A 17,553-nucleotide genomic window follows, 5' to 3' on the forward strand; every position below is an offset into this window, starting at 1 on the left:
GCTCAGGCGCGCTCAGTGCATCTTCTGCATGAGCGGCAGGCTCGCGAACAGTTCCACTGATCTGAGGCGCGCCTTGATGTCGTGGATCGGCATCGAGATGATCAGCTCGTCTGCACCGGTTGTGGCAATGAACTCGTCGAGCTTCCCGTGGACCGTCTCCGGCGAACCGACGGCGGCATAGCGTAGCGTGTGTTCGACATTGATGCGCTCCATGTCCGTCCAGAAACCATCCATGTCCTTCACCGGTCGCGGGAACCGGCCACGGACATTGCGCCGCAGATTGACGAACTGCTGCTGGGCCGAGGTGAAGTGGTACTGCGCCTCCTCGTCCGTCTCGGCCGCAACCCCCATCAGGCCGGCGATCACGTAAGGCCTGTACAACCGGTCGGAGGGCTGGAAGCGCTCGCGGTAGATCGCCAGCGCATCCAGCAGCATGTCGGGTGCGAAGTGCGAGGCAAAGGCATAAGGCAGGCCAAGGGCTGCGGCGAGATGCGCGCTGTAGAGGCTGGAGCCGAGCAGCCAGATCGGCACTTTCGTGTTCATACCGGGCACGGCCAGGATTGCCTGATCCTCGCGCGGAGCATCGAGAAGCTGCTGAAGTTCGACGATATCATGCGGGAAATTCTCGGCGCCGGCCTCCAGATTGCGCCGGAGCGCCCGCGCCGTGCGCATATCGGTTCCCGGTGCGCGGCCGAGGCCCAGATCGACACGGCCCGGAAACAGGGCCTCCAGCGTGCCGAACTGTTCAGCGATCACCAGCGGCGAATGGTTGGGCAGCATGATGCCGCCGGAGCCGATGCGGATGCGCTTGGTGGCAGCCCCGACGTGGCCGATGACGATGGAGGTCGCAGCACTGGCAATGCCCGGCATGCCGTGATGTTCGGCCAGCCAAACGCGGTTGTAGCCCTGTTCTTCCGCCGCCTGCGCCAGCTGGCGCGAGTGGTCGAGCGCCTGGCTTGCATCCGCGCCGTCCGGAATGGGAGAAAGATCGAGAATGGAAAAAGGGATCATGGCACTGCTTTGCGTGTTCGTTTCATCATCAATGGTGTGTTGACTGCCATGTAGTCATTCGACGGCGAAAACGAAGGGCCGAACCCCGATTTCCGAGGTCCGGCCCTTATTGTAATTGCCCGGGGAAGGCCCCCGGGGAACGCCTGTCAGGTAATGCAGCGCAGGTTCGGCTTTTCGCCGGCTCTGGCGCGACCCGCCTGGGCAGGGGCTGCGAACTGGAAAGCAGCAAGGCGTGTCTCCACCGCGCTCACCTCGCTCATCATGCGGATCATCGCGCCTTCGTTGGCCTGGACGATATCCAGCGATCTTGCAAGCACGGTGTCGGTTTCCGCCGCGGCCAGATGCGCCAGCGACAGACGCTGCATCTCGAGGTCTGCATTGCGGCTCAGGCGTTCCGCAGGCTCCTTCAGGTCGGCGATGGCTGCGCCCGCATGGAGCGCCACGCGCTCCAGACGAAGGGCTTCGCGATTGCATTCCGCCACCTGCTGCTCGGCTTCCCGGCACTGCTGCAGCAGGTCCTGGGCCGTGCGCATGCTGGCATCGGCCAAGGCACGGGTCATCTGCAGAGGGCGATCACTGTCAAACCCAGCCTCCGCTTTGCCATGTGCTTCCTCCGGTCGCAGAACGACCGACAGGTGTTCTGCCTGGATGGCGATGTCGCCCACCGCGTGAGCCAGTTCCGTCAGGCGATCCAGTGCATGGCTGGCGCCATCGCCGGCATCCCGGATTGCGGCGGCCATCTGTGTCAGTTGAGCGTCGGTGCCAGACAACGTGTCCACCCGGCGAACGATCAGCTCGGCATCGTCATGGCGCATCCGTGCGGCCCGCTGCAGAACCTCGATTGCCGCCGAGGCCTTTTTCGCGGTCGGAATGGCATTTGCGATCCGGTCCCCGATGATCGCCAGATCGCCCTGGCTGCTGCGCGCCTGTTCTCGCAGCAGGGCGTTGTTTTCCCGCACTGCATAGAGATTGACGTTGAGCATGGCGGCCAGGCGATTGACGCGCATGCGAAGCGCTTCGAAGGGACCTTCGAGTTCCTCCTGGATCTGGCAGTTCAGGTCGCCGTTCGACAGACGCCGCAGCGCCTCATCGATCCGCCGCACCGTTTCCTCCGATGCCGCGGGAGCTTCGGGTGGAGCCGGCTGCGGATGCAGCAAGGCGCGTGCCAGAGCACCGATTTCGTCGCGCCGCATGGTGTCGCGGCCGCTTTCGTGGACATGGCCGGCACGTTGCGATGCGTCCGCATCGCGCGCCAGCCTCTTCAGGGGCGCGTCAATCGAAACCGCGATCATGACCATCGCGGCGCATGCGGACAAAGCCGCGAGGATGCTGAAGCCCAGGATCTCCGGTGATATCCGCATGGCCGAAACGGCGATGAGGACAGCAGCCACGAGATTGAACGCGACGAAAAACAGGATCGTCTCGATCGGCCGGATCTTCAAGCGGGTGAACATCATCATGATGACCTCCAATCTTGGTTCCTGGGAACCCCTAATGCGATTCGGGCGCGCCAGTTGCCTCTCTTTAACGGTACGGGCGAGGTCCCAATTCGTAACTTTAATACTTGGTTAATATTCCTCCGGCTTTGTTTCGTTTTTGTTCACATCGCTGCTGGCCCGGATGCCGGCAAACGGAGTAGGATTGCGGACATGAGCAACACGATTCGGATCATCGGCATCGATCCCGGCCTGCGCCGCACCGGCTGGGGCATCATCGAGACGCTGGGCAACAGCCTCAAGTTCGTCGCGTCGGGCACGGTGACCTCGGACGGCGACATGGATCTCGCCTCGCGCCTCTGCCAGTTGCACGATGGCCTGGCGGAGGTGGTGCATGCCTACCAGCCGGACGAGGCGGCGGTGGAGCAGACGTTCGTCAACAAGGATGCGGTTGCGACGCTGAAGCTTGGCCAGGCGCGTGGCGTGGTGATGTTGGTGCCGGCGCGTGCGGGGCTTCCGGTAGCCGAATATGCGCCGAATGCCGTCAAAAAGGCGGTCATCGGCGTCGGCCACGGCGAAAAGCAGCAGATCCACATGATGCTGAAGATCCTGATGCCTAAGGCGGAATTCAAGGGCAACGACGCCGCCGATGCGCTCGCCATCGCCATCTGCCACGCCCACAATCGCGGCGGCCACCGCATGCGCCAGGTGCTGGCTTCGGCATAGATGTTCTTGACTTGTTCTCATGGTAAGGATATTTCTTACTGGAAAGGGAGCCCGTCAATGCGTGTGACGTCTAAAGGTCAAGTAACGATACCCCGTGATCTGCGCGAAATGGTGGGCATTGCGCCCAATTCCGAGGTCGTATTCGCGATTGAAAATGGTAGGCTGACGCTTGCCCCCAAGCAGATGGTTCACCCCGAGGCAGAACGTGACCGACTTGCCCGGTTCATCGAGACCCTCGACCGGCTTGAAGGGACTGGCGCGCAGGATATCGATGCAGATGCCCTGATGCGTCTGACGCGGGACCGATAGTCGTGGCGGTTCTGGTTGATACGAATGTGCTGGTGGATCTGGCCGTTCGGGATCCTGCCTGGTACGGCTGGTCGCGAAGCCGTCTCATGAAGCTTGCTGGGCGCGAACCGCTTGTCATCAACCCGATTATCTATGCCGAGTTCTCTGTTCGCTACCGGGATATCGATGAGGTGGATCGGCTCCTGCCGCCGGACGAGTTTCATCGTGAGAGCCTGCCATGGTCCGCGGCATTCGCTGCCGGTGCCGCCTTTCGTGTTTACCGTGCAGCGGGTGGATCGAAGGATCGCGTCCTGCCTGACTTCCTGATCGGAGCGCATGCCGCGATCGGCGGATACGCAATCCTGACGCGCGATCCGAAAGGTTACCGAGCCTACTTCCCCGACGTGCCCCTGATCTCTCCCGAAACCCATCCGCTTTAACCCTTGGACCTCTTTCCATGATCGGCAAACTCAAAGGCACCATCGACGAGATCGGTGAGGACTATGTTCTGGTGGATGTGCATGGCGTCTGTTACGTCGCCCATTGCTCGTCGCGCACGCTGTCGCGCATCGGCTCGGTGGGAGAGGCGGTCATCCTCTTCATCGAAACCTATGTGCGGGAGGACCAGCTGAAGCTCTTCGGCTTCATGAGTGCCTTGGAGCGGGAATGGTTCAACCTGCTGCAGAGCGTGCAGGGGGTCGGCGCGAAGGTGGCCCTTGCCGTACTTTCGACGCTGACGCCGTCGGAACTCGCCAATGCGATCGCGCTGCAGGACCGTGCGGCGGTCTCCCGCGCGCCCGGTGTCGGCCCGAAGGTCGCCACGCGCATCGTGACCGAGCTGAAGAACCGCGCCCCGGCCTTCGCGGGCGAGGCGAGTGGCACCATCGGCCTGAAACAGGAACTGGGCGAGGGTGTGGCTGCGGCGCCGGTTGCCGATGCGGTCTCGGCGCTCACCAATCTCGGCTATTCGCGCGACCAGGCCGCCAATGCGGTTGCGGCGGCGCTGAAGACCGCTGGCGAGGGGGCCGATAGCGCCAAGCTGATCCGGCTGGGCTTGAAGGAGCTTTCGCGGTGAATTCCTTGCGCAAGACACAATTCCTTACTATTCTAAAAAAGTAAGGAGATCCGTTATGAATGTCTTTTACGGAACGATGACCTCGAAGGGGCAGACCACCGTGCCTGCCGAAGTGCGGGAATTGTTGAAGCTGAAGCCGGGTGACCGGATCCGCTATGTCGTTCAGGATGGCAAGGTGAGCCTGAAGGCGAAAAACAAGCGCCTGCGCGATCTGGCTGGCATTTTGCATCGTCCCGGTATGGCGCCTCTGACGCTCGGGGAGATGGACGATGCTGTCGGGGACGCGGTGTCGGACCACGTGATGCGCAGCGAATGATCGGCATCGACACGAATATTCTCTTGCGCTTGACCTGCCAGGATGACGAAACGCAGTCCAGGCTTGTTATCCAGTGGGTGGAAGGCCTGACAGTCGAAGAGCCGGGTTTCATCAACAGCGCGGTCCTGCTCGAATTCGTCTGGACCGCGCGCCGGCGTCTCAAGATGTCGCGGGAGGAGCTGAAGCTGATCCTGTCCGGACTTCTTGATTCGGACAACCTTGTCATGGAAGACGAGAGCGTCATTGAACTGGCCCTCGATGAAATGGATCGTTCGACCGAGGAATTTGCAGACATTTACATCGCTCTCAAGAACCGGGAGCTAGGATGCCGGACCACCATGACGCTGGACAAAAAAGCCGCGGAGCGAGTCCCCGGCATGGAACTGCTCGCATGACCTTACCCAATCCCATCCTGTCGCCGGAAAAGAAGGGCGAAGACCTCGATGCGGCGTTGCGCCCGCAGACGCTGGACGAGTTCACCGGCCAGGCGGAGGCACGCGCCAATCTGAAGGTCTTCATCGAAGCGGCGAAGAACCGCGGCGAGGCGCTGGATCACGTGCTGTTCGTCGGTCCTCCCGGTCTCGGCAAGACGACGCTGGCGCAGATCATGGCCAAGGAACTCGGCGTCAATTTCCGCTCCACCTCCGGTCCGGTGATTGCCAAGGCCGGGGATCTGGCGGCGCTTCTCACCAATCTCGAAGAGCGCGACGTGCTGTTCATCGACGAAATCCACCGGCTGAACCCGGCGGTGGAGGAAATCCTCTATCCCGCCATGGAGGATTTCCAGCTCGATCTCATCATCGGCGAGGGGCCTGCGGCCCGCTCGGTGAAGATCGACCTGTCGAAGTTCACCCTGGTCGCCGCCACCACGCGTCTCGGCCTTCTGACGACGCCGCTGCGCGATCGGTTCGGCATTCCGGTGCGGCTCAATTTCTATACGGTCGATGAACTGGAACTGATCGTGCGGCGCGGGGCGCGGCTGATGGGGCTCGGCATGACCGATGCCGGCGCGCGCGAGATTGCCCGCCGCGCGCGTGGAACGCCGCGCATTGCCGGCCGGCTGTTGCGCCGCGTGCGCGATTTTGCCGAGGTGGCGCGTGCCGAGGCCGTGACGAAGGAGATCGCCGACGAGGCGCTGACCCGCCTGCATGTGGACCATGCCGGCCTCGACCAGTTGGACAAGCGTTACCTCAGCATGATCGCCGTCAATTTCGGCGGAGGGCCGGTGGGCATTGAGACGATTGCCGCGGGCCTGTCGGAACCGCGCGATGCGATCGAGGATATCATCGAGCCCTACATGATCCAGCAGGGGTTCATCCAGCGCACGCCGCGCGGGCGGGTGCTCACGGCAACCGCCTGGCGGCATCTCGGCCTGCAGCCGCCGAAGGAACTGGAGGCGGCGCAATTCCGTCTGTTCAGCGAGGACGACTGAGTGCTTACACGCCGTTCTCTCATCAAGCTGCTCGCCGGCGGTTTTGTCGCGGCTGTCGGCACGGTCGCCTTCCCGTTTCTCGAAGCCTTTGCAAAGCCGCGCATCGAGACCTATCGGTTGACGCCTAAACGCTGGACGCCGGGTCTTTCCCTGAAGATCTGCGTGATCGCCGACATCCATGCGTGTCGCCCGTGGATGGATGGGCGGCGTGTCGCCAGCATCTGCGCCCAGGCGCAAGGCCTTGATGCCGACATGGTCCTGCTGCTCGGGGATTACATGCCCGGCATGCACAAGCTGGCCGAGCCTCTGGCGATGGAGGAGTGGTCGAAGCCGCTTGGCGAACTCAGCGCACCGCTTGGCGTGCATGCCGTACTCGGCAATCACGATTACTGGTCCGACATCGCCTTCCAGCGTGACCCGTCCCGAGAGCCGGTCGTCATCCAGGCGCTGCAGGCGGCGGGTGTCTCCGTTCTCGTTAACCGGGCGCTCCGGCTGGAAAAGGATGGTCGTGCCTTCTGGCTCGCCGGCCTGGGGGACCAGATCGCTCTGCTCGCACGGTACGGGCACGGTTATGACACCGGCGTCGATGATCTGACCGGCACGCTCTCGCAGGTAACCGACGACGCGCCGGTGATCATGATGGCGCACGAGCCGGACGTCTTTCTCAACCCCGATCCGCGGATCAGCCTGACCCTGTCGGGGCATACGCATGGCGGGCAGGTCAATCTGTTCGGCTGGCGGCCGATCAATGCTTCCTACGGCTCGGCGCTTTATCCGGCGGGCCTGTTCCGCAAGGCGGAGGGCGACCTCATCGTCTCGCGCGGGCTCGGCTGCTCCTCGCTGCCGATGCGGATCGGCAACTGGCCAGAAATCCTGCTGATCGAACTCGGAGCATGACATGGGCACCCGCATCCGCATCAAGACGAAACCAAAGCGGACGTTTCAGATGCGGATCGCCGGGCTCGGTTTCCGCAATGGTCACGTTCTGGTGCACCGCGCGACGCATGAGAGCTTCTGGACCTTTCCGGGCGGCGGCGCGGAGATCGGCGAGACTTCGGAAGAGACGCTGAAGCGGGAAATGGTGGAGGAACTCGGCGTCGAGGTGCAGGTGGAGCGGCTGCTCTGGATGGTGGAGAACTTCTTCCGTTACGAGGGTCGCGACTGGCACGAACTCGGCCTCTATTACCTGATGCAGATCCCCGTCAGCTTTCCGTTTGCGTCCGACACCATCATCCACCGGGTGCAGGATGGCGACAACGACCTCGAGTTCAAATGGGTGGAAGCGACGACCGCCGCTCTCAATGCCCTCGATATCCCGCCCTATTTTATCGCCGGAGAGATCGAGGCGCTGCCTCCCGCGCTGCGCCATCTCGTCTGGGACGACCGCGACCTGGATGCGAAGCCGCCCCGTTGACGGGAACGCCATTCACCTGATGCCGTTTGTCTCCTGAAACCAGAGGAGACGATCGATGAGCAAGATCAACAAGGGCGATGATGTTGCCTGGTCCTGGGGACGCGGCACCGCGGAGGGTACCGTGACGGATACCTTCACCGAGGATGTGACCCGCACGATCAAGGGGAAGAAGATCAAGCGCAAGGCGGATGAGAAGGAGCCCGCCTATTTGATCAAACAGGAGGATGGCGATCGAGTGCTGAAAAGCGCGTCCGAGGTGCACAAGTCGGGCTGAAGGCTCGCCTCGGAACCGCAAGAAGACTTGCCACAGGCTTCGCGGTCAGTATGACAGGGGCGCGGGCGTGACGCCTGTTTCTGATGTCAGATGATGGTGGCGTACCTCATGTCGGATCTTACCGTTTCCCTGTCCGGTGACCTTATCGACGGCGGCCACCGCCTCGTTCAGCGGGTCTATTACGAGGACACGGATTTCTCCGGCCTCGTCTACCATGCCCGCTACCTGCATTTCCTGGAGCGGGGCCGCACGGATTACCTTCGGTGTCTCGGCTGCGAGCAGAGCGCGCTTCTATCGGTCGATGACGAAGGGCTCGTTTTTGTCGTGCACCGCATGGAGATCGACTTCAAGGCGCCGGCCCGCATGGATGATATCCTCACCGTCCTGACCCGCACGGAAAAGGCGGGCGGCGCGAAGATGGTGCTGACGCAGGAGATCCGCCGCGGCGAGACCCTGCTGATCGCCGCGAAGGTCATCATCGCCGTCATCAACAAGCACGGCCGTCCGCGGCGCCTGCCGGACACCATCGCGACCTCCTTCCTCGCTGGTTGAACAGACGGCTGACAGTGCGCCCTGCCTGATGTATCAAAGGTGCGGGGAGGATTTTTCATGCCGCACGCTTTCTGTCGCGCGGTTGCCGTCGTGGTGTGTGCACTGGCTGGCAACCCGGTTCTTTCTGCCGAGCCGTGGGAGGAGCGAACGCCGGAGATCGGGCAGGCGGGGTCCGAGGTTTCGGGCCTTCTCGATGCCGCACAACTGGCGCGTCTGACCGCGCTTGGCGAAAAGCTGTTTGCGGCGCGGTTCACCAGCCTTGACGGCAATGGACGCCCCTTTGCCACGCAGGCCATCGTGCCGACCCGCCGCAAGCATCCGCCCGCCGCCGGTGAATTTTCCCGCACCGCCGGCATGGATGCCAATGGCTGTTCCGGCTGCCACAACCTGCCTTTTCCGGGTGGCGCCGGCGAATTCGTCACCAATGTCTTCGTCTCGGAGGGGTTCGAGAGCGCGGATTTCGATTCCACCGATCCGCAGTTTTCCAATGAACGCGGTACGAATTCCCTGTTCGGGGCCGGCCTCGTCGAACTTCTGGCGCGCGAGATCACAGAGGATCTGCACCGGCAACGGTCCGAGGCCAGAAGCGAGGCGGCGCGGCGGGGCGAAACGGTGCGCGTGCGGCTTGTCTCCAAGGGCATCGACTACGGTTTCCTCACCGTCTCGCCGGACGGCATGGTGGATATGCGCGAACTCGACGGCATCGATATGGATCTCGTCATCCGTCCCTTCAGCCAGAAGGGTGTGATGACCTCGCTGCGGCAGTTCACGGTCAATGCGCTGAACCATCATCATGGCATGGAGGCCCGCGAACGGTTTGGCGCCCGCTGGACCGGCACGCTGGATTTCGATGGCGACGAGAAGCCCGACGAGATCTCCGACGGTGATGTCTCGGCGCTCGTCGCCTGGCAGGCGACCCTTTACGCGCCACGGCAAGCGGCGCCCGAGAATGCCCGATGGAAAGAGATGGCGGCGCGCGGCGCAAAGACCTTCGAGACGCTGGGCTGTGCCGTCTGCCACAAGCCGAGCCTGCCGCTCTCCTCGCTCAGTTTCGCCGATCCGGGGCCCTTCGATGTGGCGGGCACGCTGAACGACCGGCAGGTGCGCGAGCCCGCCATCTACGATCTCAACCTGTTTGGATGGGCAAAAACCTTGCCGCGCAACGAGAAGGGTGAGGTTCTGGTGCCGCTCTTCGGTGACCTGAAGCGGCATGTGATGACGGATGGCGGTCGCGAGACGCTCGGCAACGAGCTGATGGCGCAGCGTTTCGTCGATCGCAACATCTTCATGACGGCGGAACTCTGGGGTGTCGCCTCGACGCCGCCCTATGGTCATCGCAACGACATGACGACGCTGGACGAGATCATCCGCGCGCATGGCGGGGCCGGCCGGACGGCCAGCGACGCCTATCAGGCGGCGGAAGAGACCGACCGCCAGGCCATCATCGCTTTCCTCAAGACCCTGGTGATCGGACCATGAAGTTCTTGTCCCCTCTTCTCATTGCCATCGCCTTCGGGCTGTCCCCTCTGCCGGCTGCGGCTGACGAAAAGGCACCCTTTCTGATGGACGTGCCGCACTTCCAGGAAGAGGCGGCATCCGCCGGGATCGATCATCGCTATACCGGCCCCTGGGAATATTTCGTCGGCGGCGGGGTCGCGAGCTTCGACTGCAATGGCGACCGGAAACCGGATCTGTTTCTGGCCGGCGGCAGCAGTGCGGCAGCCTTCTACGTCAACCATTCCCCCACCGGCGGGGCGTTGCGCTTCGAAAGGACCGATGCCGGGATCGATCCGAAGGACCTGGAAAAGGTGCTCGGCGCCTATCCGCTCGATATCGACAATGACCGCATCCTCGATCTCGTCGTGCTGCGGCTCGGGGAAAACCTCGTGCTGCGCGGCAGGGGGGAGTGCCGGTTCGAAAAGGCCAATCGCAGCCTCTCCTTCGAAGGCGGGCGGGAGTGGACCACGGCCTTTGCGGCGACCTGGGAGCCGGAGCAGCGGTTTCCGACGCTTGCTTTCGGCAATTATGTCGATCGGTCGGCCCCCGGCACACCCTTTGGAACCTGTGCACCGAACGTGTTGATGCGCCCGCGCGCGGGCGAGGTTGCCGATTACGGCGACCCTCTGTCGCTTGAGCCGGGTTACTGCGCGCTCTCCATGCTGTTCACCGACTGGAACAATACCGGCGAGCGGGATCTGCGCATCACCAATGACCGCCAGTATTATCGCGGCGGGCAGGAGCAGTTGTGGTCCGTTCCGGCGGCGCGTGCACCAAAGCTCTATTCGGCAGGGCAGGGTTGGAAGGCCTTGACCATCTGGGGCATGGGCATTGCGGAAACGGACATCAATGGCGATGGCCGTCCCGATTACGCGCTGACTTCGATGGGCGACACGAAGCTGCAGACGCTGGACGATGATGCGGAGGAGGATCGGCCGACCTACCGCGACATCGCGTTCGAGCGGCAGGCCACCGCCCACCGCCCCTATACCGGCGCCGACGTCAAACCCTCCACCGGCTGGCACGCGCAGTTCGCCGACATCAACAACGACACCAACATCGATCTCTTCATCGCCAAGGGCAATGTGGAGGCCATGCCGGAGTTTGCCTCAGAGGACCCGAACAACCTGCTGCTCGGCGATTTCAACGGCCTCTTTCACGAGGAGGGGCTGGAGGCCGGACTTGCGGATCGTGCCCGCAGCCGCGGTGCGGCCGTCGATGACTTCAACAATGACGGTATGCTGGACATGGTAATCGTCAACCGCATGGCACCCGTCAGCCTGATGCGCAATCTCGGCGCCCGCACGGATTGGGGCCACCGGCCGCTCGGCAACTGGACGAAGATCGCGCTCGACAATGGCACGGTGAACCCGTTCGGCGTCGGGGCGAAGATCAATATCCGGATCGGAACGCGCACCATCACCCGCACCGTCTCGGTCGGCGGCGGTCATGCATCCGGCCAGGCGGGCTTCGTTCATCTCGGTCTCGGGGTCAACGAACGGGCGGTCGTTCGGGTGCAGTGGCCGGATGGCGAGTGGAGCCAGCCCTACCGGATCTTTGCCAATAACCATGTCGTCATCGAACGGGGTGCGACGGCGGCGAAGTACTGGCTGCCGCTGGATGGAGAGCCTGCGGTGGCAAGCCGGCAATAGAGATCGAGGCGATTGCCGGCTGCCGCGTCAACACATCCTTAACCATAATATTGTCTTACTGACTGCCATAGCGTTTGTGCGGTGCACGCCTTCCTTTGACCAAATTTAACGGTCAGAAGCAGGCTGAAATCTCAGGCAAACGGGCAATTCTGCGCAAGTCGCGTCTTCTGGATGAGAACTGGCGAACCGGTCCGTATTGGTACGTGCCGGGTAATTTGATTCGGGGTAGTGGGTAGATGGAACACGCGGATTTGGCAGCTGCGGCAAGCTCGGTGAGCCTCTGGTCTCTCTTCATGCAGGCCGGCTTGATCGTCAAGCTCGTCATGATCGGGTTGATCGGCGCATCGGTCTGGACCTGGGCGATCGTGATCGACAAATACATGACCTTTGCCAAGGCAAAGCGCCAGTTCGACCAGTTCGAGCAGGTTTTCTGGTCGGGCCAGTCGCTGGAGGAACTCTACCGCACGCTGGCCGAGCGGCAGAACACCGGTCTTGCGGCGATCTTCGTTGCCGCCATGCGCGAGTGGAAGAAAAGCTTTGAGCGCGGCGCGCGTTCGCCGATCGGCCTGCAGATGCGCATCGACCGTGCGATGGACGTGACGATTGCCCGGGAAAGCGAACATTACGAGGCGCGGCTTCCGTCGCTCGCCACCATCGGTTCTGCCGGCCCCTTCATCGGTCTCTTCGGTACCGTCGTCGGTATCATGACGTCGTTCCAGGCGATTGCCGGCTCGAAATCGACCAACCTTGCCGTCGTGGCGCCCGGTATCGCCGAAGCGCTTCTGGCAACCGCCATCGGTCTCGTCGCGGCCATTCCCGCCGTCATGGCCTACAACAAGTTCATGGGCGATGCCGGCAAGCTGTCGTCGCGCATGGAAGGATTTGCCGACGAGTTCTCGGCCATCCTGTCGCGCCAGATCGACGAGAAGCTGCAGCCGCGTCAGGCGGCCCAGTAACCCCGTCCGGATCCAGGAGAGCGTAACATGGGTATGTCTGCAGGAGGATCGAAGGGCTCGGGCGGCGGCAGGCGCCGTCGTGGCGGCCGTGGCCGGGGCGGAGCGATCAGCGAAATCAACGTCACGCCACTCGTCGATGTCATGCTCGTGCTTCTGATCATCTTCATGGTCGCCGCCCCGATGATGACGGTCGGCGTGCCGATCGACCTGCCGGAAACGCAGGCGAAGGCGATGAATTCCGACACGCAGCCGATCACGGTCTCCGTCAATCCGGAAGGCCAGATCTATCTGCAGGAAACCCCGATCGCGCTGGAAGAAGTGGTGCCGAAGCTCGAGGCCATCGCCACGACCGGCTACAATGAACGTATCTATGTGCGCGGCGATACGGCTGCCGCCTATGGCGTTGTCATGAAGGTCATGGCGCGCATCTCTGCAGCGGGCTTCAAGAATATCGGTCTTGTGACGCTGCAGGAAACGCAGAACTGACGGGTCGACATGAAGACTAGTCTCGGCACATCGCTGGTTATGCATACGCTCGTGCTGAGCTGGGCGCTTCTGTCCCTCAGCGCGCCGGCCTCGTTCGAGGTCGCGCCGGTGGATGCACTGCCCGTCGATATCGTTCCCGTCGAGTCGATCACCCAGACGCAGAAGGGCGAAGAGACCGCGCCCAAGACGGAAAAGCCGGCGCCGAAGGAAACCAAGAACCAGAAGGTCGTCGAAAACGCCGAGCATGCCGGCGACAACGATGTCGATCTAAAGAACCCGCCGACGCCTGCCAAACGTCCGGTCGAGACCGAGGTTGCGGCGGCCCCTCCCAAGGTCGAGAAGCCGCTTCCCAACCCGACCAACGAAAACAACCAGGTGAAGGAGATCGCGCCGGAAGAGACGGTCGAGAAGCCGCAGGAGGTCGCAGCCCTTCCGCAGCCGAAGCCGGAGATCACGCCGCCGACGCCGAAACCCGAACCGCAGCCGGAACCCAAGCCCGTCGAGAAACAGGCCGAGGAAATCCCGCTTCCCGATGCGGCGCCGATACCCGCTGCCCGCCCGAAGCCGGAGCCGCCGAAGCCGCAGGAAGCGAAGCCTGCGGAAAAGCCGGCCGAACAGAAACCGGATACGAAGGCTGCCGAGAAGACCCCGGACAAGAAGGTGTCGGACAAGAAGCAGGAGGTCGCAAAGGCCACCTCCTCGCAGCAGAGCGATTTCAATGCGAACGAGATTGCGGCGCTGCTCAACAAGCAGGAATCGGCTGGCGGCGGCGCCAAGCGCTCGACGGAAGTGGCCTCACGCGGCGACAAGAAGACCATCGGCGTCGGCCTCAGCGCGACCGAGATCGATTCCGTCAAGGGCCAGATCCAGGGCAACTGGTCGCTGGTGGCGGGTCTGACCGGCGTGCAGGAAGTGCGTGTCAAGATCCGCGTCCAGCTCGACCAGGCCGGCAACATCGTCGGCCAGCCGGAAGTGACCGCGACCGGCGGGCCGGAGGGAACGCGCCGGGCGGTCGAAAGCAGCACCCGCCGCGCGCTTCTGAAGTCCGCCCCATTGAAGAATTTGCCGCCCGAGAAATATGAGGGCGAAAAAGGATGGAATGTTCTCGTCCTGAACTTCGATCCGTCCGAATTCGCTCTTTAAGCTGGCAGGTTTTGGAACGATGAAAAACTGTCCGATCCGAAAGCCTCGCCTCAATATCCGTGCAAAGCTGAAAGGCTTGTCTCAATGATCAAGAGTTTTCTTCTCCGTGCCGTGATGGTGGCGGCGAGCCTGCTGACCGCCTCTGCGGTCGTGACTGCGGCCAAGGCCGAGGTCGTGATCAACATCAACAAGGGCAATGTCCAGCCGCTGCCGATCGCGATCACCGACTTCCAGTCGAGTGGGGATCTCGGCGCCCAGGTGTCGAGCGTCATTGCCGCCGACCTGCAGCGGTCGGGTCTGTTTGCGCCGATCAACAAGGCCGCCTTCATCCAGAAGATCTCCGATCCCAACCAGATGCCGCGGTTTGAGGACTGGAAGGCGATCAACGCCCAGGCCCTGGTGACCGGCCGCGTGACGCGGGAAGGCGATGGCCGCCTGCGTGCCGAATTCCGCCTGTGGGATACCTATGCCGGCCAGCAGATGACCGGCCAGCAGTTCTTCACCCAGCCGGAAAACTGGCGCCGCGTCGCCCACATCATCGCCGATGCGATCTATGAAAAGATCACCGGCGAGAAGGGCTATTTCGATACCCGCGTCGTCTTCGTTTCGGAAAGCGGACCGAAGACCGCCCGCCAGCGCCAGCTGGCGATCATGGACCAGGACGGGTTCAACGTGCGCATGCTGACGGATGCCAAGAACATCGTTCTGACGCCGCGGTTTTCGCCGAACCGCCAGGAAGTGACCTATATGTCATTCGAGGGCCAGCAGCCGCGCGTCTACCTGCTCCAGCTGGAGACGGGACAGCGCGAGGTGGTCGGCAACTTCCCGGGCATGACGTTCTCGCCGCGCTTCTCTCCGGATGGCCAGAAGGTCATCATGAGCCTGCAGCAGGATGGCAATTCGAACATCTATACGATGGACCTGCGCTCGCGCACGACCACGCGTCTGACGAGCACGGCGGCGATCGATACCTCGCCCTCCTATTCGCCGGACGGTTCGCGGATCGCCTTCGAAAGCGACCGCGGCGGACGCCAGCAGCTCTACGTGATGAATGCCGACGGCACGGGCCAGACCCGCATTTCCTTCGGCGACGGCGCCTATTCGACACCGGTCTGGTCGCCGCGCGGGGATCTGATCGCCTTCACCAAGCAGTCCGGCGGCAAGTTCTCGATCGGCGTGATGAAGCCGGACGGGTCCGGCGAGCGTATCCTGACGAGCGGCTTCCACAACGAGGGCCCCACCTGGGCGCCGAACGGCCGCGTGCTGATGTTCTTCCGCCAGGCATCCGGTGCCGGTGGGCCGCAGCTCTACTCGATCGACCTGACCGGTTACAACGAGCAGCTGATCAAGACGCCGGCCTTTGCATCCGACCCGGCCTGGTCGCCGCTGCTCGAATAACGGCAACATTCGGACCATGTGCCATGGTCATGCCGCATTCTCCTGAGAATTCGGCATGATAGCTGATCTTCACATCCTGTTAACCATACTGGTTGGGAATGGGTTAACCAGGAAAGCATACAGTCCGGAAACGATAAAATCCCAGACCCCGCTTCCTATTTGTGATCAAGGAGAGACCGGCGATGAGCCGCAACCACACCCCGGCCATGAGCCGCATGCAGAACCTGGCCCGTAATCCGGCCGTTATCGCACTGACGCTTGCTCTTGCACTGGCTGGCTGCGCCAACAAGAAGAACATGCCGAACAGTGCCGGCGAGCTTGGCCTCGGCGCCGGCGCCGGTGCCGCGACCCCGGGTTCCTCGCAGGACTTCACCGTCAACGTCGGCGACCGCATCTTCTTCGACACCGATTCCTCGTCGATCCGCGCCGATGCCCAGCAGACGCTCGACCGTCAGGCGCAGTGGCTGATGCGCTACCCGAACTACGCAATCACCGTCGAAGGCCATGCCGACGAACGCGGCACGCGCGAATACAACCTTGCACTCGGTGCCCGTCGTGCGGCTGCGACCCGTGACTACCTCGCCTCGCGTGGTGTTCCGGCCAACCGCATGCGCACCATTTCCTACGGCAAGGAGCGCCCGGTTGCGGTGTGCGACGACATCTCGTGCTGGTCTCAGAACCGCCGCGCCGTCACCGTTCTCGGTGGCGCCGGTTCCTGATCAGCCGCCGATGGCATAGGGAAAGGCGGCCGAGGGTCGCCTTTTTCTTTTCAACCAGACATAGCCTCTTCATAGTTTGGCCGAACTTGGCCTGTTGTTGAGGTTTTGACATGGTTATTCTTCTGCGAGCTATTCGAAGGACCATCTGTCTGCGCTTCAAGGGAGCAGCTTCAGGATGAGCAGGACGAAACACATGAACAGATTTGTCTTGGCAACCGCACTGGGTTTTGCCGCCATGGGCGGAACGGCATCTGCCTTCACCCTTTCCGACGTCTTCCAGGGCGGGCAGCGGCCCGTTGCGCCGCAGCAGGCGCCGGTCGTGCGTGCGCAGAGCGCGGGCGATGCCGTGCGCATTCAGCAGCTGCAGGAAGAAATCCGCCAGCTGAACGGGCGTGTCGAGGAAATGAGCTTCCAGCTGCTGCAGATGCAGGAGCAGATGCGCAAGACACAGGAAGACAACGAGTTCCGGTTCCAGGAGCTCGAAAAGAGCCGCTCGGGAAGCACCTCTGCTCCCTCAGTCGCTGCCGCTCCGGCAGCCGGCTCAAAAAAAAACAGTAGCGATCAGGTAGGGGCGATCATCGAGAGCGCGCCGCCGGTGGCCGGCGCCTCTCGTCCTGGCGCCTCAGCCGGCCAGACGGCGCCGGGCCAGACGACGCTCGGTTCGCTTGAGGTGGACAAGAGCGGACAGCCCGTTGGTGCGAACATCAACAAGGCCACCCGCAATTCGTCCGAGCTGCCGGGTGTCGATCTCGGCCCTTCCGCAAAACCTGCCGAACAGCAGACCGCCTCGCTGGGTAACGAAAGCGACGCCTATCGCGGCGCCTACAATCATGTGCTCTCGGGCGACTACAAGCTCGCCGAAAGCGAGTTCACCCAGTATCTGCAGAGCTTCCCGAAAAGCGCGCGCGCGGCGGATGCCAATTTCTGGCTGGGCGAGGCGCAGTATTCGCAGGGCAAGTACAGCGACGCGGCCAAAACCTTCCTCAACGCACACCAGACCTATTCCACCTCGCCCAAGGCACCGGAAATGCTCTTGAAGCTCGGCATGTCGCTTGCCGCGCTCGACAACCGCGATACCGCCTGCGCGACGTTGCGCGAAGTGGGCAAGCGTTACCCCAACGCCTCCAAGCCGGTTCTGGGCAAGGTCGCGAGTGAACAGAAGCGGCTGAGCTGCTGAC

21 protein-coding genes are annotated in these 17,553 nt (G+C 62.8%); 19 read left to right on the forward strand and 2 right to left on the reverse strand.

The window, feature by feature from the left end:
• Positions 1–12: 12 nt before the first annotated feature.
• Both G6N78_RS09875 and G6N78_RS09880 read right to left on the reverse strand, forming a co-directional pair.
• Positions 13–1,011: an LLM class flavin-dependent oxidoreductase gene (locus G6N78_RS09875; protein ID WP_165217891.1), complete on the reverse strand. Its 999-nt coding sequence runs from the start codon at positions 1,009–1,011 to the stop codon at positions 13–15.
• A 146-nt stretch (positions 1,012–1,157) separates the two neighbouring features.
• A complete protein-coding gene (locus G6N78_RS09880) occupies positions 1,158–2,471 on the reverse strand; it encodes a hypothetical protein (protein ID WP_165217893.1) in 1,314 nt (437 codons plus the stop codon).
• Positions 2,472–2,660: 189 nt separating this feature from the next.
• On the opposite strand from G6N78_RS09880, the gene ruvC reads away from it, so the two are divergent.
• The 19 genes from ruvC to ybgF all read left to right on the forward strand — a co-directional run bounded on the left by ruvC (position 2,661) and on the right by ybgF (position 17,552).
• A complete protein-coding gene (gene ruvC / locus G6N78_RS09885) occupies positions 2,661–3,173 on the forward strand; it encodes a crossover junction endodeoxyribonuclease RuvC (protein WP_165217895.1) in 513 nt (170 codons plus the stop codon).
• 57 nt (positions 3,174–3,230) lie between these two features.
• Entirely contained in the window at positions 3,231–3,482 is a 252-nt protein-coding gene (locus G6N78_RS09890; protein ID WP_165217897.1) for an AbrB/MazE/SpoVT family DNA-binding domain-containing protein, read from the forward strand.
• A gap of 2 nt (positions 3,483–3,484) precedes the next feature.
• Positions 3,485–3,901: a type II toxin-antitoxin system VapC family toxin gene (locus tag G6N78_RS09895; protein ID WP_165217899.1), complete on the forward strand. Its 417-nt coding sequence runs from the start codon at positions 3,485–3,487 to the stop codon at positions 3,899–3,901.
• Between the two features lie 17 nt (positions 3,902–3,918).
• A complete protein-coding gene (gene ruvA, locus G6N78_RS09900; protein WP_165217901.1) occupies positions 3,919–4,536 on the forward strand; it encodes a Holliday junction branch migration protein RuvA in 618 nt (205 codons plus the stop codon).
• Between the two features lie 55 nt (positions 4,537–4,591).
• Positions 4,592–4,852 (forward strand): AbrB/MazE/SpoVT family DNA-binding domain-containing protein, encoded by a 261-nt coding sequence (locus G6N78_RS09905; RefSeq protein WP_165217902.1) that lies wholly within the window; start codon positions 4,592–4,594, stop codon positions 4,850–4,852.
• Positions 4,849–5,247, forward strand: a complete 399-nt coding sequence (locus G6N78_RS09910) for a type II toxin-antitoxin system VapC family toxin (RefSeq protein ID WP_165217903.1) — start codon at positions 4,849–4,851, stop codon at positions 5,245–5,247. The genes G6N78_RS09905 and G6N78_RS09910 overlap by 4 nt, the downstream gene beginning before the upstream one ends.
• Complete coding sequence (gene ruvB / locus G6N78_RS09915) at positions 5,244–6,284, forward strand: Holliday junction branch migration DNA helicase RuvB (RefSeq protein ID WP_165217904.1); 1,041 nt, start codon at positions 5,244–5,246, stop codon at positions 6,282–6,284. Before G6N78_RS09910 ends, ruvB begins: the two co-directional genes overlap by 4 nt.
• Positions 6,285–7,181, forward strand: coding sequence for a metallophosphoesterase (locus tag G6N78_RS09920; protein WP_165217905.1), 897 nt, complete (start codon positions 6,285–6,287; stop codon positions 7,179–7,181).
• Position 7,182: 1 nt separating this feature from the next.
• A complete protein-coding gene (locus G6N78_RS09925) occupies positions 7,183–7,698 on the forward strand; it encodes an NUDIX hydrolase (protein WP_165217906.1) in 516 nt (171 codons plus the stop codon).
• Positions 7,699–7,753: 55 nt separating this feature from the next.
• Complete coding sequence (locus tag G6N78_RS09930; RefSeq protein ID WP_165217908.1) at positions 7,754–7,972, forward strand: hypervirulence associated TUDOR domain-containing protein; 219 nt, start codon at positions 7,754–7,756, stop codon at positions 7,970–7,972.
• A gap of 108 nt (positions 7,973–8,080) precedes the next feature.
• On the forward strand, positions 8,081–8,524 hold the full coding sequence (gene ybgC / locus G6N78_RS09935; RefSeq protein ID WP_165217910.1) for a tol-pal system-associated acyl-CoA thioesterase: 444 nt from the start codon (positions 8,081–8,083) through the stop codon (positions 8,522–8,524).
• Between the two features lie 57 nt (positions 8,525–8,581).
• Positions 8,582–10,003, forward strand: coding sequence for a cytochrome c family protein (locus G6N78_RS09940; RefSeq protein ID WP_165217912.1), 1,422 nt, complete (start codon positions 8,582–8,584; stop codon positions 10,001–10,003).
• Positions 10,000–11,673, forward strand: a complete 1,674-nt coding sequence (locus G6N78_RS09945) for a CRTAC1 family protein (protein ID WP_165217914.1) — start codon at positions 10,000–10,002, stop codon at positions 11,671–11,673. Before G6N78_RS09940 ends, G6N78_RS09945 begins: the two co-directional genes overlap by 4 nt.
• Positions 11,674–11,909: 236 nt before the next feature.
• A complete protein-coding gene (tolQ, locus tag G6N78_RS09950; protein WP_165217916.1) occupies positions 11,910–12,629 on the forward strand; it encodes a protein TolQ in 720 nt (239 codons plus the stop codon).
• Positions 12,630–12,656: 27 nt separating this feature from the next.
• Positions 12,657–13,115, forward strand: coding sequence for a protein TolR (gene tolR, locus G6N78_RS09955; RefSeq protein ID WP_165217918.1), 459 nt, complete (start codon positions 12,657–12,659; stop codon positions 13,113–13,115).
• Between the two features lie 9 nt (positions 13,116–13,124).
• The gene (tolA, locus tag G6N78_RS09960) at positions 13,125–14,258 is read left to right on the forward strand and encodes a cell envelope integrity protein TolA (protein WP_165217920.1); all 1,134 of its coding nucleotides are present in this window, start codon (positions 13,125–13,127) and stop codon (positions 14,256–14,258) included.
• Between the two features lie 84 nt (positions 14,259–14,342).
• On the forward strand, positions 14,343–15,656 hold the full coding sequence (gene tolB / locus G6N78_RS09965; RefSeq protein ID WP_165217922.1) for a Tol-Pal system beta propeller repeat protein TolB: 1,314 nt from the start codon (positions 14,343–14,345) through the stop codon (positions 15,654–15,656).
• Between the two features lie 182 nt (positions 15,657–15,838).
• Complete coding sequence (pal, locus tag G6N78_RS09970; protein WP_165217924.1) at positions 15,839–16,375, forward strand: peptidoglycan-associated lipoprotein Pal; 537 nt, start codon at positions 15,839–15,841, stop codon at positions 16,373–16,375.
• Between the two features lie 193 nt (positions 16,376–16,568).
• Positions 16,569–17,552, forward strand: coding sequence for a tol-pal system protein YbgF (ybgF, locus tag G6N78_RS09975; protein ID WP_165217926.1), 984 nt, complete (start codon positions 16,569–16,571; stop codon positions 17,550–17,552).
• The last annotated feature ends 1 nt before the right edge of the window (position 17,553 follow it).

The organism is Allorhizobium pseudoryzae (genome assembly GCF_011046245.1).
In the GTDB taxonomy this organism is placed as follows: Bacteria; Pseudomonadota; Alphaproteobacteria; order Rhizobiales; family Rhizobiaceae; genus Neorhizobium; species Neorhizobium pseudoryzae.

Excerpts from the sequence above, each read along its gene's own strand:
- G6N78_RS09875 (WP_165217891.1), bottom strand. The coding sequence starts at position 1,011 with ATGATCCCTTTTTCCATTCTCGATCTTTCTCCCATTCCGGACGGCGCG.
- G6N78_RS09880 (WP_165217893.1), bottom strand. The coding sequence starts at position 2,471 with ATGATGATGTTCACCCGCTTGAAGATCCGGCCGATCGAGACGATCCTG.
- ruvC (WP_165217895.1), top strand. The coding sequence starts at position 2,661 with ATGAGCAACACGATTCGGATCATCGGCATCGATCCCGGCCTGCGCCGC.
- G6N78_RS09890 (WP_165217897.1), top strand. The coding sequence starts at position 3,231 with ATGCGTGTGACGTCTAAAGGTCAAGTAACGATACCCCGTGATCTGCGC.
- ruvA (WP_165217901.1), top strand. The coding sequence starts at position 3,919 with ATGATCGGCAAACTCAAAGGCACCATCGACGAGATCGGTGAGGACTAT.
- G6N78_RS09905 (WP_165217902.1), top strand. The coding sequence starts at position 4,592 with ATGAATGTCTTTTACGGAACGATGACCTCGAAGGGGCAGACCACCGTG.
- G6N78_RS09910 (WP_165217903.1), top strand. The coding sequence starts at position 4,849 with ATGATCGGCATCGACACGAATATTCTCTTGCGCTTGACCTGCCAGGAT.
- ruvB (WP_165217904.1), top strand. The coding sequence starts at position 5,244 with ATGACCTTACCCAATCCCATCCTGTCGCCGGAAAAGAAGGGCGAAGAC.
- G6N78_RS09925 (WP_165217906.1), top strand. The coding sequence starts at position 7,183 with ATGGGCACCCGCATCCGCATCAAGACGAAACCAAAGCGGACGTTTCAG.
- G6N78_RS09930 (WP_165217908.1), top strand. The coding sequence starts at position 7,754 with ATGAGCAAGATCAACAAGGGCGATGATGTTGCCTGGTCCTGGGGACGC.
- ybgC (WP_165217910.1), top strand. The coding sequence starts at position 8,081 with ATGTCGGATCTTACCGTTTCCCTGTCCGGTGACCTTATCGACGGCGGC.
- G6N78_RS09940 (WP_165217912.1), top strand. The coding sequence starts at position 8,582 with ATGCCGCACGCTTTCTGTCGCGCGGTTGCCGTCGTGGTGTGTGCACTG.
- G6N78_RS09945 (WP_165217914.1), top strand. The coding sequence starts at position 10,000 with ATGAAGTTCTTGTCCCCTCTTCTCATTGCCATCGCCTTCGGGCTGTCC.
- tolQ (WP_165217916.1), top strand. The coding sequence starts at position 11,910 with ATGGAACACGCGGATTTGGCAGCTGCGGCAAGCTCGGTGAGCCTCTGG.
- tolR (WP_165217918.1), top strand. The coding sequence starts at position 12,657 with ATGGGTATGTCTGCAGGAGGATCGAAGGGCTCGGGCGGCGGCAGGCGC.
- tolA (WP_165217920.1), top strand. The coding sequence starts at position 13,125 with ATGAAGACTAGTCTCGGCACATCGCTGGTTATGCATACGCTCGTGCTG.
- tolB (WP_165217922.1), top strand. The coding sequence starts at position 14,343 with ATGATCAAGAGTTTTCTTCTCCGTGCCGTGATGGTGGCGGCGAGCCTG.
- pal (WP_165217924.1), top strand. The coding sequence starts at position 15,839 with ATGAGCCGCAACCACACCCCGGCCATGAGCCGCATGCAGAACCTGGCC.
- ybgF (WP_165217926.1), top strand. The coding sequence starts at position 16,569 with ATGAACAGATTTGTCTTGGCAACCGCACTGGGTTTTGCCGCCATGGGC.